A 12,240-nucleotide genomic window follows, 5' to 3' on the forward strand; every position below is an offset into this window, starting at 1 on the left:
TCGTGCATCTCTCGTCTTGCTACTGCATGGTTCCTTAAATCGTAGCCGATTTAACGATAAAAACATGCAGCAATTCAAAGTGCTACAGCGTCCCTTGCGCGTCTGACAAGATGCGCGGGGCTGTAGAGTGGGGCGCGGGCGGAAAACCGCTTCACGCTTCCTCGCCCCGCTCTGACTGCTCATAACACCAGCATTGCGGCAAAACCATATCAGCGCGGCCGCCGGCGTCCAAACGTTCCTTATAGGGCTGTCGCCGTTCTCAGGCGGCGACGCCGGCGATTGCTTCGGCGAAATCCTTCGCCTCGAAGGGCTCGAGATCGTCGACGCCTTCGCCGACGCCGATGAAATAGACCGGCAACTTGTGCTTTGCGGAAATCGCCACGAGAATGCCGCCGCGCGCGGTGCCGTCAAGCTTGGTCATGATCAGGCCGCTGACGCCCGCGACATTGCGGAAGATCTCGACCTGCTGGAGCGCATTCTGGCCGGTCGTCGCGTCGAGTGTCTGCAGGACCGTGTGCGGCGCGTCGGGATCGAGCTTGCCGAGAACGCGGACGATCTTTTCGAGTTCCGCCATCAGCTCGGTTTTGTTCTGCAGTCGCCCGGCCGTGTCAATGATCAGCACATCCGACTTCTTTTCGCGCGCGAGCTGGAACGCCTCATAGGCAAGCCCGGCGGCGTCGGCGCCAAGCATCGAGGAGACGATATCGGATTTCGTCCGTTCGGCCCAGATCTTCAATTGCTCGATGGCTGCGGCGCGGAACGTGTCGCCGGCCGCAAGCATCACCTTCAGGCCCGCGCCGGAGAGCTTTGCTGCGAGCTTGCCGATCGTCGTGGTCTTACCGGTGCCGTTGACGCCGACGACGAGAATCACGTGCGGCTTGTGGCTGAGATCGAGCTCGAGCGGCTTGGCGACCGGCGCCAGCACCTTGGTGATCTCGCCGGCCATGATGCGCGACACGTCCTCGCCGGAGACGTCCTTGCCGTAGCGCTCGGAGGCGAGCGTGTCGGTAATGCGCATCGCCGTCTCGACGCCGAGGTCGGCCTGGATCAGCAGGTCCTCGAGATCCTGCAGCGTCGCCTCGTCGAGCTTCCTCTTGGTGAAGAGGCTGGCGATCTGGCCGGTCAGCTGCGACGAAGTGCGCGCAAGGCCGCGGCGCAGGCGCTGGTACCAGTTAAGCTTCGGCTGGAGGGCGGGTGCTCCTTCCTTCGGACGCTGGTCGAAGATGGCGAAGCCTTTGGGCAGAGCCGGTGCGGCTGAGAGCATCGGTTCGGCTGCCTCACCCCTCTCTGCCCTGCCGGACATCTCCCCCAGAAGAGGGGAGATTGGAGGCGCGGCGCGCTCTTCTCCAACCGTGGCGTTTTCGTCGACGGCGGCGCCTTCGCGTGTGGAGTCTTCTTTGGTTAGGCCGGGCAATGCGCCGACGTCATCTGTGATGTCGGTCTCTCGTGCTGTTAATTCGGGCGAGGTGGCAAGATCGTCTGTGCTCGCCTTTGTCTCCCCGATGGCAGTTCGGTCGTCCTCGGCGGTTGCCCCGGCCACCTTCTGCTCTCCCCCCTTGTGGGGGAGATGTCCCAAAGGCACAGAGGGGGGTATCGCCGCCATGTCGGCAGCGAGGTCGGTTTCGCTATCAGACACTTCGGCGTGCCCGGAATCGGAGCCACCCCCCTCTGCCCTGCCGGGCATCTCCCCCACAGGGGGGGAGATCGGAGGAGGCGCGCTCTCGTCTTCTATCGCAACGTTCTCGTCGGCAGCGGTCTCGGTGTTTGCCTCGACCTTTTCGCTACGGGCATCGACCTCATCCGCGGCGCTCTCGGCCGAGGGCGTAATCTCCGCTGCGCCGGCTTCGGCGTCCTCGATCGCGCGACGGTCGTCCTCTGCGGTAGCCTCGACCGCCCGCGGCTCATCGGGGAGATCTTCCGACGGGACAGAGGGGGGTGTCACCGCCTCAGCGATAGCCGCCTCCGGCGCCTCGTGCGGTGCCGCAGGTTTCTCCTCGACGGCGCCCTTGCCGAAGGAGAAGATCTTCTTGATGAAACCGATTGCCATGGGAATATCCGCGTGTCAGGCCGCAGCCAGCTGTTTTCGCTGCATCGTCAGGTGCTTGCCATTGTGCCCGGTGATCGTGACGTTAATGAGCGACCGCGGCTCGAGGCCGGCTGCATCGACGAGCGTGAAGTTTTCCGTATGCGCGAGTCCGTTCATCTCGACCAGGATCGACTGCTCGCTGCCAACCATTCGGTCAAGGTGCGCGGCGTGAAGCTCGGCGCCCTTCGCGCGGAGACGGGCGGCGCGCTCCTTGACGAGCGCCCGATCGAGCTGCCGCATGCGTGCGGCCGGCGTGCCGGGACGGGCGCTGTAAGGAAAGACGTGCAGGTGGGCTATGCCGCAGTCCTCCGCAAGGCGCGCGGCATTCTCGAACATCGCCTCGGTTTCGGTCGGAAAGCCGGCGATCATGTCGGCGCCGAAGCTGATCTCGGGCCTTAGGCGCCGCACCTCGTCGCAGAAGGCGCGGGCATCGGCACTCGAATGCCGCCGCTTCATGCGCTTCAGAATGAGGTCGTCGCCGTGTTGGAGCGAAAGATGCAGATGCGGCATGAAGCGCGGCTCGTCAGCGATCAGATCGAGGAGATGCCGATCGGCCTCGATGCTGTCGATCGACGAGAGGCGCAGGCGCAGGATGTCCGGCACCTGTTTCAACAGCGTCTTGGCGAGCAGCCCGAGCGTCGGCGTTCCCGGAAGGTCGGCGCCATAGCTCGTCGCGTCGACGCCGGTCAGCACGATTTCGCGGTAGCCGCCTTCGACGAGCCGGCGCGCCTGTTCGACGACGGCGCCCATCGGCACGGAGCGGGAATTGCCGCGGCCATAGGGGATGATGCAGAAGGTGCAGCGGTGGTCGCAGCCGTTTTGCACCTGGATGAAGGCGCGCACGTGCCCGTCGATGTGTTTGATCATCTGCGGCGCGGTGGCGCGCACGCTCATGATGTCGTTGACGCGGAGCTTTTCTTCCGCCGAGACGCCGAAATCCGGCAGCGAGCGATAGGAAGCGCTCTTCAGCTTCTCTTCGTTGCCGAGCACCGCGTCGACTTCGGCCATTTCGGCAAAGGTTTCCTTCTCCGTCTGGGCGGCGCAGCCGGTGACGATGATGCGGGCGTGCGGGTTCTCGCGCCGCGCGCGGCGGATTGCCTGGCGCGCCTGGCGCACGGCCTCGCCGGTCACGGCGCAGGTGTTGACGAGAATGGCGTTGTTCAGCCCCGCCTTCTCGGCCTCGGCCCGCATCACTTCCGATTCATAGGTGTTGAGGCGGCAGCCGAAGGTTATGACCTCGACGCCGCTCAAAGTGCCTGCGCTCCGCTGTCGCCAGCCGGTGCGCCGTCGCGCTGAAAGGCGCCGGAGGAGGGATCGAGGGTGCCCGACCATTCCCACTCGGCCGGTCCGGTCATGATCACGTGATCGTCCCGCTCGCGCCATTCGATGAGGAGCGGCCCGCCCGGAACGTTCACGGTCACCGTCCGCTCCGTCCGGCCAGTCCGGGCACCGCTGACGGTGGCGGCACAGGCGGCCGAGCCGCAGGCAAGCGTCAGCCCCGTGCCGCGCTCCCAGGTCCTGAGATCCATTTCCTGAGGCGAACGGACGCGGGCGATCGAGATGTTGGCGCGTTCCGGGAACATCGGATGATTTTCGAGCAGCGGCCCGAAGCGATCGAGTTCATAGGACCAGACGTCGTTCTCGACCCAGAAGATCGCATGCGGGTTGCCCATCGAGGCAACGGAAGGCGAATGCAGGACAGGATCGTCGATCGGCCCAATCTGCAGTTCGATCCGGCGGGTGTCGTGGAATTCCTCCGAGAGCGGGATTTCGTTCCAGCCGAAACGTGGGCTTCCCATGTCGACCGAGATCGTGCCGTCGTCATGCTCCTTCGCTTCGAGCAGGCCGGCGACCGTATGGAAGAGGAAGGCCTTCTTGCCGGTTTCGGCCGCGAGCGCCTGGACGACGCAACGGGTGCCGTTGCCGCAAGCCTGCGCCATCGATCCGTCGGAATTGATGATCTCGATCCAGGCATCGGTGCCGGCGGCCTTCGGATCGTGGATTGCCATGATCTGATCGAATTCCGTGGCCGGATCGGCATTGAGCGCAATGGCGGCCTCAGGCGTCACGCGATCCTTCCGGCCGCGCATGTCAACGACCAGGATCTTGTTTCCAAGCCCGTTCATCCTGGCAAATTGTACGCTGTCGGCCATGTCGCGATTGTCCAACTGGCCTCCAATTCCGGGGAGGCGTCCTTCGTTTGCGCTGTATATGGCGGAAAAGCCCGGAAATTACCAGTGCCCGCTTTATTCGGCGCTCCTTGCGGAGGCGGGAACGTCGAAGACCTCGCCGGGACGCAATGCCCGGAACCGCGTCCGTTCGATGCCGGCCTTTTCGAGCGCCGCCTCAAGGGCTTTCAGCGGCTCCTCGATCCCCTCGTTGGTCAGCCGGAACGTGCCCCAGTGGTGCCCGGCGACGTGCTCGGCGCCGCAGGCGATCATGCCCATGACCGCCTCCTCCGGGTTCTGGTGCTGGGACGCCATGAACCAGCGCGGCTCGTAGGAGCCGAACGGCAGATTGGCGAGGCGGAATGGACCGTGCTTGGTGCGGGCGGCACGATAGTTGATGCCATCGTGAAAGCCGGTGTCGCCGACATGATAGATCTTGCCGGCCGTCGTCTCGATCACGAAGGCGGCCCATAGCGCCATGCGCCGGTCGCCGGAGCGGCGGGCCGACCAGTGATGGCAGGGCTCGGCGTGGATGGTGATCCCGTCTTCCACCTCGACCCGGTCGCCCCAATCGACAACGGACATTTCCGCGTTCGGGACCGAACGCCGGATGATCGTGTCGTTGCCGAGCGGTGTCACGATGCGTGGAGCGTGTTCCGCGTTTAACGCGGTGAGCGTGGCGAGGTCGAGATGGTCGTAGTGATTGTGCGTGATGAGCACGACATCGATCGGCGGCAGGTCGTCCATGAGAATGCCGGGCGCGTTGCGCCGATGCGGACCGGCAAAGGTGAGGGGGCTTGCGCGATGCGACCAGACCGGGTCGGTCAGGATGTTCAACCCGCCGACCTGGATCAGGAGCGTCGCGTGCCCGACCATGGTTACCCTTAGACCGTCGCCGTCGACATTGAGGTCGGGTCTCGCCTGACGGAACGGACTGGCATAGTGGCCCGGCCATCTTGTCCGGCGGCCGCCGAGCTGCCAGCGCAACAGATCGCCGAAGCCACGCGGCGCGGTGCCGCCGGGATTGAAGAAGCGAACGCCGTCGAAATGATCCGAAACGGGACCACTGTAATAGGGATTGCCACCCTTCTTCATTGCCGCCCTCGGCTGCCGTTGCAATGGAACAAGATAGGCGCGCCGGACGCCTCATCACAGGGTCGAGGCACGGGCCCTTAGCAAATTCTTGAAGATGACAACTCGATTGCTATTATGCGCCGATGCTTGTTCGCTTCGATAAACAGGAACGCCTTTACAAGGCTATCAGACTTCTTCGCCCCATCCATCTCAACGTCAACAGGACGGTGGAGAGAATGCTTGAGGGGGCAGGAATTACGGTCGCCGAGCGTGCCGTGCTGGAATTGCTCTGCGGCGAGCCGCTGACGGTGCCGGAAGCAGCAAGGCGGCTGTCGATGAAGAGGCAGTTCGTCCAGCGCATGGCCGCCAGCCTCCTGGCGAAAGCCTTGATCGAGAAAAAGCCCAATCCGGAGCATCGCAGAGCCTATTTCTGCGCTCCAACCCCCGCCGGCCGCGAGTTGTTCAACGCGATCCACCAGCGTGAACTCGAACTGCTGCATGCCGCTCTCGGCGACATCAACCAGACGGAGGTGGTGGTGGCTCTCCGGGTGATGACTCGCGTCGATGCGGCGTTCGAGGAACTGGCACGCCAATGGGGTGTGGAGGAACGCGGATGATACCGGTTCTCGCGGTGGTCGGGGCGATCGTCTTTGCTGTCGCCCTTTTTGCTGTCCGCTTGAGGTACGAGTTGCGGGGGGCGAATACGCCGACCACCGGCGAGCGCATCGATATTTCCATGCGGCCGAACCTGGCGCTGCTCGTCATCGACGTGCAGAAGGATTTCACCTCCGTCGGCGGGAAGTTCGGCTGGGAGGAGGCCTATCTGAAGGCGCGCCTTGCCATGATCAGCACGGCCGTCGTCAAGGCGAGCGAAGCCGAGATACCGGTGATCGCCGTCCGTCATGTCTATCGCGCTCCGCTCATCCGGCTGATGATCTGGCTGTTTGGCGAGGGACGGGGAATTCCGGGCTCGAAGGGGCTCGGTCTTTCGTTGCCGCTGACGCCGGATTTCGAGGTGGTGAAATCGTTGAGCGACAGCTTCTCGTCGCCGGAGCTCGAGGGCTACCTCGCCGCCAACAGGGTCGGCACGTTGCTGCTGACAGGGCTCGATGGTTGCTATTGCGTCCAGAACACGGCCAACGGTGCGCTCAACCGCGGCTACCGAGTGGAGATCCTCGAAAACGCCGTATTGAGCCGCAACGAGGGTGAATGGCGCAAGCATTCCGAGGCGCTCGAAGGGCGGGGTGCCGTCCTCACCTGAAGCGGCCTCCAGCGAATTTGCCGCCAATCCTTGACTTTTCGCCCGCTTTCCTGTTTATCGCGGCCAATTCCTTCGCAAGTGAAGACTTCGAAGCCGCCGACCGGGCCCCGCAAAGGTATAAAGAGAGCCCGGAGGTCAACATCCGACAGCGCGTTGCGCCCTCGGGTGGTTTTTGGCTTTGCGCCTTGTTTTCCGGGCGAGGGAACCCACGTTTCCGGCTGAACCATTGGTAAAACCGGAAACCAGAAGGAAGAGAGAATGTTCGAGAGCCTGCAGGACCGTCTTGGTTCCATATTGAATGGACTGACCGGCCGCGGCGCCCTGTCGGAAGCTGATGTTTCCGCGGCGCTCCGGGAGGTTCGCCGTGCGCTGCTCGAGGCCGACGTCGCGCTCGATGTCGTGCGTTCCTTCACGGAAAAGGTTCGCGAGAAGGCGGTCGGCGCCGAAATCCTGAAGTCGATCAAGCCTGGCCAGATGGTCGTCAAGATCGTCCACGACCAGCTCGTTGAGATGCTCGGCTCCGAGGGCGTGACGGTCGACCTCAATGCGCCCGCTCCGGTCGTCATCATGATGGTCGGCCTGCAGGGCTCGGGCAAGACGACGACGACCGGCAAGATCGCCAAGCGGCTCACGGCACGGGACAAGAAGAAGGTCCTGATGGCTTCGCTCGATACGCGTCGTCCGGCCGCACAGGAGCAGTTGCGCCAGCTTGGCGTCCAGACGGGCGTCGATACGCTGCCGATCATCGCCGGCCAGTCGCCGACCGACATTGCCGCGCGCGCCGTCCAGGCGGCCAAGCTCGGCGGCCATGACATCGTCATCCTCGATACGGCCGGCCGTACCCATATCGACGAGCCGCTGATGATCGAGATGGCGGAGATCAAGCGGAAGTCCAATCCGCACGAGATCCTGCTCGTCGCCGATGCGCTGACCGGTCAGGACGCGGTCAATCTCGCGCGCAATTTCGACGAACGCGTCGGCATCACCGGCCTCGTGCTGACCCGCATGGACGGTGACGGCCGCGGCGGTGCCGCGCTGTCGATGCGCGCCGTCACCGGCAAGCCGATCAAGCTCATCGGTGTCGGCGAGAAGATGGATGAGCTCGAGGAGTTCCATCCCCGCCGCGTCGCCGACCGTATCCTCGGCATGGGCGATATCGTTTCGCTGGTCGAAAAGGCGGCGGAGAACATCGACGCCGAGAAGGCGGCCGCCATGGCCGCCAAGATGGCCAAGGGCAAGTTCGACCTGAACGACCTCGCCGATCAGCTCGGCCAGATGCAGAAGATGGGCGGCATGGGCGGCATCATGGGGTTGATGCCGGGCATGGCCGGCATGAAGGACAAGATGGCCGCCGCCGGCCTCGACGACAAGCTTTTCAAGCGCCAGCTTGCCATCATCTCGTCGATGACCAAGGCCGAGCGCGCCAATCCGGATATCCTCAAGCATTCGCGCAAGAAGCGCATCGCCAGCGGCTCCGGCACCGATGCCGCCGACATCAACAAGCTTCTGAAGATGCACCGCCAGATGGCGGACATGATGAAGATGATGGGTGGCAAGGGCAAAGGCGGCATGATGAAGCAGATGATGGGCGGCCTTGCCAGCAAGATGGGGCTTGGGGGCCTCGGCGGCGGCATGCCGGATCTCTCGAAGCTCGACCCGAAGCAGCTCGAAGCCCTGCAGAAGCAGGCGGAAGCTGCCGGCCTCGGAAAGCCTGGCGGCGGTCTGCCTGGCGTCGGTGGCGGCGGGTTGCCCGGTCAAGGACTACCAGGCTTGGGCGGCGCAAAGCTTCCGGGTCTCGGTTTCCCCGGCCTTCCCGGCTTGCCTAAGAAGAAGTGAGGATCGCGAGACAAATGATTGATCCCGAGATCAGAGAGGAATTGGCGGGCTACCGGCAGTCGATCGACAATATCGATGCCGCGCTCGTCCACATGCTGGCCGAACGTTTCCGCTGCACCAAGGCGGTCGGCGTTCTCAAGGCCAAGCATCAATTGCCGCCGGCGGATCCGGCGCGCGAGGAATACCAGATCGAACGCCTCCGCCGCCTGGCGAAGGATGCCAATCTGGACCCGGATTTCGCCGAGAAGTTCCTGAACTTCATCATCAAGGAAGTCATCCGGCATCATGAAGCCATCGCCGCCGATCGCTCGCAGCCCGCGAGCAACGCCGGCGCAACCCATTCCGCTTGAAAGAAGCGGTCAAAGAAGCCTGCAAGGAGTAATTGAAATGGCACTGAAAATTCGTCTCGCCCGTGGTGGTTCCAAGAAGCGCCCCTACTACCAGATCGTCGTCGCCGATGCGCGCAGCCCGCGTGACGGCCGCTTCCTCGAGAAGCTCGGTTCCTGGAACCCGATGCTCGGCAAGGATGACGAAAAGCGCGTCGAGCTCGACGCTGAGCGCGTGAACCACTGGATCGCCCAGGGCGCGCAGCCGACCGACCGCGTCCTGCGCTTCCTCGACCAAGCTGGTCTTGCCAAGCGCCCGGCCCGCAACAACCCGAACAAGGCACAGCCCGGCAAGAAGGCACAGGAGCGTGCCGCCGAAGCCAAGCAGCGTGCCGAAGAAGCAGCTGCAGCCGCTGCCGAAGCAGCCGCGGAATAATATCCGTCAAAACGGTGTGGCAAACGGGTGGCATTTTCATGCCGCCCGTTTTGCTTTATGTGCACACGGAATCCGGACCGCGCCCGAAATCGGAAATGGATGCAGAGCATGAGCAAACTTGAAAATCCAGTCCTGGTGGCGACGGTCGGTGCGGCCCAGGGCCTGCGCGGCGAAGTGCGTGCAAAATCCTATACCGCTGATCCGAGCGCGCTCGGCGACTACGGCAACCTGCACAGCGCAGACGGGCGCGTGTTCGAGGTGCTCGAGATCCGCGAGGCCAAGAACATGGTCGTGGTGCGCTTTCGCGGCATCAACGACCGGACCGCCGCCGAAGCCCTCAACGGGCTCGAACTTTTCATCGAGCGCGACAATCTTCCCGACGACGATCTCGACGAGGACGAGTTCTTCTACGCCGATCTCGAAGGCTTGGAAGCGGTTGACGGAACCGGCCGGAGCTACGGCTCGGTAACCGGTGTCTTCGACTTCGGTGCCGGGGACCTGCTGGAACTGAAGGGGCCGGGCCGGCGGCCGGTGCTGATCCCCTTTACCGAATGGTCGGTGCTCGAAATCGATCTCGAGGCCGGCAGGCTGCTGGTCGATCCAGTTGCGGCCGGCCTTCTCGACGCCAAGGACGACGGCGCCGGCAATCCGTTCCCGAAGAAGAGCAAGTGAGCAGTTCGGCGATGTCCTTTCGCGCGACGGTCCTGACGCTCTATCCGGAAATGTTTCCCGGGCATCTTGGCGTTTCGCTCGCCGGCAAAGCACTGGAACGCGGGCAGTGGTCGATCGAGCCCGTGCAGATTCGTGATTTCGCCGAGGACAAGCACCGGACCGTGGACGACACGCCGGCCGGCGGCGGCGCCGGCATGGTGCTGAAGCCCGACGTGCTGGCGCGCGCGATCGACGGGGTTTCCGCTGACGATGGTCGTCCGCGATTACTGATGAGCCCGCGTGGTCGGCCGTTGACGCAGGATCGCGTGCGGGAACTCGCCGCCGGTCCAGGCGTCGTCATTGTCTGCGGCCGTTTCGAGGGGGTCGATCAGCGGGTTATCGACACCCGCAATCTCGAGGAAGTGTCGATCGGCGACTATATTCTCTCCGGCGGCGAGCCCGCGGCGCTCGTGCTGCTCGATGCCGTCGTGCGCATTCTGCCCGGCGTGATGGGCAACGAATTGTCCGGCGTGCACGAGAGTTTCGAGGGAGGCCTTCTGGAGCATCCGCACTATACGCGGCCGCAGGTCTTTGAAGGCCACGAAATTCCAGCCGTGCTCACCTCCGGAAACCACGGCGCCATCGCCAAGTGGCGCGAGGCCGAGGCCCGGAAATTGACGGCGGAGCGCCGGCCGGATCTTCTACAGCGCGGCGCGTCTGACAAGGCGCGCTAGGACGCAGCAGCAGTGCGCGCTGTCGGTCAGCCGGTGAAGAAATAATAGGCGGCGAGCAGCAACCCGACCGCGACGACGAGCGCCCGAATGATCGCCTGGGGAACGCGGCGCGCCGCCCAGACGCCCGAATAACCACCAAGGGCCGCGCCCGGAACCATGATCGCCGCGTGCAGCCAGGAGACGACCCCGCCTGCGGCAAAGACAGCGATTGCGATTGCGGCAATGACGATCGAGATGAAGTTCTTCAGCGCATTCAGCCGATGGTAGCCGCCGCCGGTCGCGAGCCCCAGCACCGCCAGCATCATGATGCCCATGCCGGCGCCGAAGAAACCGCCATAGACGGAGGTCACCATCTGGCTGGCGACCCCGAGGGGACCGATTCGGTGTTCGTCGCTGCGCGCCTTGGGTTTCAGCAGGGGGCCGGCCGCGAAGATCACCGTCGCGGCGATCAGCAACCAGGGCACCATCGCTCGGAAGGACGGGTTGGAGAGCGAAAGCAGGAGCAGCGCGCCCGCAAGTCCGCCGATCGCCGAAATGATGCCAAGGACGATTGCGTTCCGCCGGTCCGCGCGGATTTCCTTGGCATAGGCAAGCGCCGAGGTGATGTAGCCGGGAAACTGGATGATCGACGAGGTGGCGTTGGCAACGATCGGCGGCAGCCCGCCAAGCGTCATGGCGCCGAAGGTCAGAAAGGTGCCGCCGCCTGCGATGGCGTTGACGACACCGGAAAGGAAACCCGAAACAAAAAGCAGAAGAGCTTGGACGATCGTCATGGCTATCCCCGAACCGCGTGGACACCGGGATAGCCGCTGACGAAAACGACCGCAAGCCCGTCGCCGAAAGTGTGTCCAATGCCTGGAATTTCAGGCAATTCTGATAAAATGCCGTTTCTGAGGCGGCGAGCGCCCGGAAAATCCGCTTTCGGGGATGACAAGGCGGATCGTTTGGTGTATGTGCCGCCCCGGTTCGGGTTCTTTGCCCGTCGACCACCAACAAAGAATGGCGAATCCGCTCCTGCCATAAGTACGGCAAAGCTTGAAGGGAAATCCAACAGGCTGATCGAGGGCGCTCTGGCTGTTTCAGAAGAACGCAAAGGTTAGACCGATGAACATCATCCAGCAGCTGGAAGCCGAACAGGCCGCCAAGATCGCCGCAAAGCGCACCCTTCCCGATTTCTCCGCCGGCGACACCGTCCGCGTCAACGTCCGCGTTGTCGAAGGCAACCGTACCCGCGTCCAGGCCTATGAAGGCGTCTGCATCGCCCGTTCCGGCGGCGGCATCAACGAGAGCTTCACCGTTCGCAAGATCTCCTACGGCGAAGGCGTCGAGCGCGTATTCCCGGTTTATTCTCCGCTCGTAGAGAGCGTCGAAGTGGTCCGCCGCGGTAAGGTTCGTCGCGCCAAGCTCTACTATCTGCGTGATCGTCGCGGCAAGTCGGCCCGTATCGTCGAGAACACCGGCACGCGCGCCCGCAAGCTGAACGAAGCCGAGCGCCAGGCCGTTGCCGACGAAAAGGCACGCATCGAGGCTGAAAAGGTTGCAGCCGCCCAGGCGCTTGCCGCCGAGAAGGCAGCAGCGGAAGCCGCCGAAGCAAAGGCAGCAGCCGAAGCTGCCGAGGCAAAGGCAGCGGAAAACGCCGCAGAATAAGATTTCAGATCCTCGGATTTG

13 protein-coding genes are annotated in these 12,240 nt (G+C 63.8%); 8 read left to right on the forward strand and 5 right to left on the reverse strand.

The window, feature by feature from the left end:
• Window positions 1–259: 259 nt before the first annotated feature.
• The 4 genes from ftsY to QN224_RS18975 form a co-directional block, all read right to left on the reverse strand.
• The gene (gene ftsY / locus QN224_RS18960) at window positions 260–2,047 is read right to left on the reverse strand and encodes a signal recognition particle-docking protein FtsY (protein ID WP_283977932.1); all 1,788 of its coding nucleotides are present in this window, start codon (window positions 2,045–2,047) and stop codon (window positions 260–262) included.
• Window positions 2,048–2,062: 15 nt separating this feature from the next.
• A complete protein-coding gene (gene mtaB / locus QN224_RS18965) occupies window positions 2,063–3,337 on the reverse strand; it encodes a tRNA (N(6)-L-threonylcarbamoyladenosine(37)-C(2))-methylthiotransferase MtaB (protein WP_283977933.1) in 1,275 nt (424 codons plus the stop codon).
• Window positions 3,334–4,239, reverse strand: a complete 906-nt coding sequence (gene dapF / locus QN224_RS18970; protein ID WP_283978051.1) for a diaminopimelate epimerase — start codon at window positions 4,237–4,239, stop codon at window positions 3,334–3,336. The genes mtaB and dapF overlap by 4 nt, the downstream gene beginning before the upstream one ends.
• Window positions 4,240–4,332: 93 nt before the next feature.
• Window positions 4,333–5,349 carry an MBL fold metallo-hydrolase gene (locus tag QN224_RS18975; RefSeq protein ID WP_283977934.1) on the reverse strand — a complete coding sequence of 339 codons (1,017 nt, stop codon included), beginning with the start codon at window positions 5,347–5,349 and terminating at the stop codon, window positions 4,333–4,335.
• 215 nt (window positions 5,350–5,564) lie between these two features.
• On the opposite strand from QN224_RS18975, the gene QN224_RS18980 reads away from it, so the two are divergent.
• The 7 genes from QN224_RS18980 to trmD all read left to right on the forward strand — a co-directional run bounded on the left by QN224_RS18980 (window position 5,565) and on the right by trmD (window position 10,572).
• Complete coding sequence (locus tag QN224_RS18980; RefSeq protein WP_283977935.1) at window positions 5,565–5,945, forward strand: MarR family transcriptional regulator; 381 nt, start codon at window positions 5,565–5,567, stop codon at window positions 5,943–5,945.
• Window positions 5,942–6,589 carry a cysteine hydrolase gene (locus tag QN224_RS18985; protein WP_283977936.1) on the forward strand — a complete coding sequence of 216 codons (648 nt, stop codon included), beginning with the start codon at window positions 5,942–5,944 and terminating at the stop codon, window positions 6,587–6,589. The genes QN224_RS18980 and QN224_RS18985 overlap by 4 nt, the downstream gene beginning before the upstream one ends.
• Window positions 6,590–6,847: 258 nt before the next feature.
• Window positions 6,848–8,425: a signal recognition particle protein gene (gene ffh / locus QN224_RS18990; protein WP_283977937.1), complete on the forward strand. Its 1,578-nt coding sequence runs from the start codon at window positions 6,848–6,850 to the stop codon at window positions 8,423–8,425.
• A gap of 14 nt (window positions 8,426–8,439) precedes the next feature.
• A complete protein-coding gene (locus QN224_RS18995; protein WP_283964226.1) occupies window positions 8,440–8,775 on the forward strand; it encodes a chorismate mutase in 336 nt (111 codons plus the stop codon).
• Between the two features lie 37 nt (window positions 8,776–8,812).
• Window positions 8,813–9,187, forward strand: a complete 375-nt coding sequence (gene rpsP, locus QN224_RS19000) for a 30S ribosomal protein S16 (protein ID WP_173508729.1) — start codon at window positions 8,813–8,815, stop codon at window positions 9,185–9,187.
• A 108-nt stretch (window positions 9,188–9,295) separates the two neighbouring features.
• Window positions 9,296–9,859, forward strand: coding sequence for a ribosome maturation factor RimM (gene rimM / locus QN224_RS19005; protein WP_283977938.1), 564 nt, complete (start codon window positions 9,296–9,298; stop codon window positions 9,857–9,859).
• 11 nt (window positions 9,860–9,870) lie between these two features.
• Window positions 9,871–10,572 (forward strand): tRNA (guanosine(37)-N1)-methyltransferase TrmD, encoded by a 702-nt coding sequence (gene trmD, locus QN224_RS19010; protein ID WP_283978052.1) that lies wholly within the window; start codon window positions 9,871–9,873, stop codon window positions 10,570–10,572.
• A 26-nt stretch (window positions 10,573–10,598) separates the two neighbouring features.
• Here trmD and QN224_RS19015 read toward each other — a convergent pair whose 3' ends face one another.
• Complete coding sequence (locus QN224_RS19015; protein ID WP_283977939.1) at window positions 10,599–11,345, reverse strand: sulfite exporter TauE/SafE family protein; 747 nt, start codon at window positions 11,343–11,345, stop codon at window positions 10,599–10,601.
• 331 nt (window positions 11,346–11,676) lie between these two features.
• Between QN224_RS19015 and rplS the strand changes: the two genes are divergently transcribed.
• Complete coding sequence (rplS, locus tag QN224_RS19020; protein ID WP_173508733.1) at window positions 11,677–12,219, forward strand: 50S ribosomal protein L19; 543 nt, start codon at window positions 11,677–11,679, stop codon at window positions 12,217–12,219.
• Window positions 12,220–12,240: the final 21 nt, after the last annotated feature.

The sequence above is a fragment of the Sinorhizobium sp. 7-81 genome (assembly GCF_030124405.1).
In the GTDB taxonomy this organism is placed as follows: domain Bacteria; phylum Pseudomonadota; class Alphaproteobacteria; order Rhizobiales; family Rhizobiaceae; genus Sinorhizobium; species Sinorhizobium psoraleae.

Excerpts from the sequence above, each read along its gene's own strand:
- ftsY (WP_283977932.1), bottom strand. The coding sequence starts at position 2,047 with ATGGCAATCGGTTTCATCAAGAAGATCTTCTCCTTCGGCAAGGGCGCC.
- dapF (WP_283978051.1), bottom strand. The coding sequence starts at position 4,239 with ATGGCCGACAGCGTACAATTTGCCAGGATGAACGGGCTTGGAAACAAG.
- QN224_RS18975 (WP_283977934.1), bottom strand. The coding sequence starts at position 5,349 with ATGAAGAAGGGTGGCAATCCCTATTACAGTGGTCCCGTTTCGGATCAT.
- QN224_RS18980 (WP_283977935.1), top strand. The coding sequence starts at position 5,565 with ATGCTTGAGGGGGCAGGAATTACGGTCGCCGAGCGTGCCGTGCTGGAA.
- QN224_RS18985 (WP_283977936.1), top strand. The coding sequence starts at position 5,942 with ATGATACCGGTTCTCGCGGTGGTCGGGGCGATCGTCTTTGCTGTCGCC.
- ffh (WP_283977937.1), top strand. The coding sequence starts at position 6,848 with ATGTTCGAGAGCCTGCAGGACCGTCTTGGTTCCATATTGAATGGACTG.
- QN224_RS18995 (WP_283964226.1), top strand. The coding sequence starts at position 8,440 with ATGATTGATCCCGAGATCAGAGAGGAATTGGCGGGCTACCGGCAGTCG.
- rpsP (WP_173508729.1), top strand. The coding sequence starts at position 8,813 with ATGGCACTGAAAATTCGTCTCGCCCGTGGTGGTTCCAAGAAGCGCCCC.
- rimM (WP_283977938.1), top strand. The coding sequence starts at position 9,296 with ATGAGCAAACTTGAAAATCCAGTCCTGGTGGCGACGGTCGGTGCGGCC.
- trmD (WP_283978052.1), top strand. The coding sequence starts at position 9,871 with ATGTCCTTTCGCGCGACGGTCCTGACGCTCTATCCGGAAATGTTTCCC.
- QN224_RS19015 (WP_283977939.1), bottom strand. The coding sequence starts at position 11,345 with ATGACGATCGTCCAAGCTCTTCTGCTTTTTGTTTCGGGTTTCCTTTCC.
- rplS (WP_173508733.1), top strand. The coding sequence starts at position 11,677 with ATGAACATCATCCAGCAGCTGGAAGCCGAACAGGCCGCCAAGATCGCC.